3 protein-coding genes are annotated in these 2,182 nt (G+C 74.9%); all 3 read right to left on the minus strand.

Annotation, left to right across the window (positions count from 1 at the left end):
• Nucleotides 1–238: 238 nt before the first annotated feature.
• Nucleotides 239–592, minus strand: a complete 354-nt coding sequence (locus CLV63_RS33025) for a hypothetical protein (RefSeq protein WP_106587174.1) — start codon at nucleotides 590–592, stop codon at nucleotides 239–241.
• Between the two features lie 88 nt (nucleotides 593–680).
• Entirely contained in the window at nucleotides 681–938 is a 258-nt protein-coding gene (locus tag CLV63_RS33030; RefSeq protein WP_106587175.1) for a hypothetical protein, read from the minus strand.
• A gap of 423 nt (nucleotides 939–1,361) precedes the next feature.
• Nucleotides 1,362–1,589, minus strand: coding sequence for a hypothetical protein (locus CLV63_RS33035; protein ID WP_106587176.1), 228 nt, complete (start codon nucleotides 1,587–1,589; stop codon nucleotides 1,362–1,364).
• Nucleotides 1,590–2,182: the final 593 nt, after the last annotated feature.

A 2,182-nucleotide genomic window follows, 5' to 3' on the forward strand; every position in this document is an offset into this window, starting at 1 on the left:
GGCGGGGGCGGCTCCTGGGCGGGTTCCCCGCGAGGGTGGCGGGTTCTGGTCACGGGAGCGGCACGCGGCGGGAGAGCGGAGGGCCGCACGCTGGCAATGCGGGGGGCGCGGGCTTGACCGCTGCCCCTGGTGTCGCGCCGGGGCCCTCCGCTCTTCGGGCCCCGCCGCGCGGTGTGGACGTGGACAGAATCGGCCGCCCGGACAGGGGCCACGCGCGGCCCCTGTCTGAACGGGGGGTTCAATCCTCGGGGCGGCGGAACGCGTCATCGATGGCGCGGCGTGCGCGGGCGTCGTCGCGCTGGTCGCGCACCGGGTTCGGGGGCTGGCCGGTGTCGTCGACGGCGACCATGACCGCTCCGTCCGGGGTGATGGTGGAGCGGACGGCGTAGCCGAGATCGGAAGCGGCGGCGCTGGCGGCGCGGCGGATCGCGGCGCGGTCCTCGTCGGTGTCCGCGCGGATCTTCACCCATCCTTGCCGCTCCAACTCTGCGGCGAGATGGGCGACGCGTTCGGCGTGGGCGGCGTCTGCGGCGGCCTGGGTGGCGCGGGCGCTGGGTGCGGACCGGATGGGGCGCGGCTGGTCATCGGCCATGGGCGCGATGGTACCGGCGGGGGGGCGCCGGGTCGGCGGGAACGGCGGAACCGGGGCCGACCCCCGGTGGGGGCCGACCCCGGCGGGCTCACTCGGCGGAGAAGGCGACCTCGGCGACGGGCTCACCCTCGGGGGCGTCCTGGGCGACCTCGACCTCTGCGGGGGCGGGCTCCTGGTCCAGCTCGGGGGCGAGGTGGACGTCGATGCGGGCGTAGACCTCGGCGTGGAGCTGGCGGGGCAGGGCCTGGAAGCGGAGCAGGCCGCGCCGGACCTCGGCGGGGTCGTCGGAGGTGAGGAGGTAGGCGGTCTCGTCGGCGGCGCGGAGGTAGGCGGGCGTGTGCTGCATGGGGAAGTCCTTCGCTTGAGGTTCCGGCTGGCGGGGCCGTCACATCCCGGCGGGGCCATGGCGCGTCAAGGTGGAGCACCCTTTGTCTGACCGACCTTGACGCGCCATGGTTTTGCCGGGATAGGCACCGTGAGCCAGCCGGGGCCGGGCGAAGGGCTGGTCTGCGCGCGTGCGGTGACCGGGCCGGTGGCGGGGGCGCTGGCCACCGGCGGCCCTGGGGCTGCGCGCGGTGCGCGGGCAGCCGGCGCCGCGGGGGGCGCGTCGTGCGAGCGGAGCGAGCGCGGCCCCCGCGGGGCCGGTCGCCCGCACCACAGGGGGTGTGAGCCCAGCCCCAGGGGGTGGTCTGAAGGGTGGGGCGTGCGCGGGGGCGGGCCCCAGGGGGTGGTCTGAAGGTCTGGGGCATCTACTACGTAGGGGAAGTTGTCACACGCTCTGCTCCGGATCCGACCGGTCGTTCAGCTCGTCGTCCACCTTGTAGCACTCGTAGATGGCGCGCGCCCTGAGGTGGTCGGGCAGCATCATCAGCCGGGCGAACGCGACGTTGAATGCGGGCCAGGTGACCGGGGTCGTCTTCAGGGCGAACACGTCGCGCCACAGCTCGAAGCGGTGAGTGACAAATCCGTGGTCCTCGTGTCCCGCGTTGTCGATCATCGGTACTCCCTGGTGCATGGTGTGTCTGTCACGGCAGGGATGAGCGGGTGCGGGGGCGCGGGGGCCGGGTGGAGCACCCCACTGGATGAACGACGTGGCGGCGGCGGTCGGGCGGCTGCTAGACCGGGTGTGGCAGAGACGCCGGGTGCCTGGGTGTGGCGTTGGTCGGTCGGGGCGGGTGCGATGACCACGGATTTGCCGGTCGCTGGGAGTTGCGGCGTGGCGTGGTCGGCCTGGGGGCGGGCCTGGTCGCATGACCCGCGTTCAACGCCGTGGTGGTGCGGGTGCTGGTGCTGGCGGATCGGCGCGTGCGGTCGGAGAGGGCTGCACGGTGGTCGTCGCGGTGGACGGGCGGGCGGTTCCCGGGTGCGGGTGGCGGCTTGTCCTGCGTGGTCACTGTTCGCGCTTCGCGTGGGCGGGCGCCCGTGCTGGGGGCGTGAGGGGGCGGTGCGGACGGGCGCCGCGCGAGCACGGCCGACGTAGGAGGCCGCGCGGAGCGCGGCTGTCCGGGAGCGCCGACCCCGGCCCGGCCTCCATGAAACGCGTAAGCCCGCCCGCGCGAAGCGCGGGCGGGCCTTGATCCTGTAGGGAAA

Source organism: Murinocardiopsis flavida, assembly GCF_003014485.1.
In the GTDB taxonomy this organism is placed as follows: Bacteria; Actinomycetota; Actinomycetes; order Streptosporangiales; family Streptosporangiaceae; genus Murinocardiopsis; species Murinocardiopsis flavida.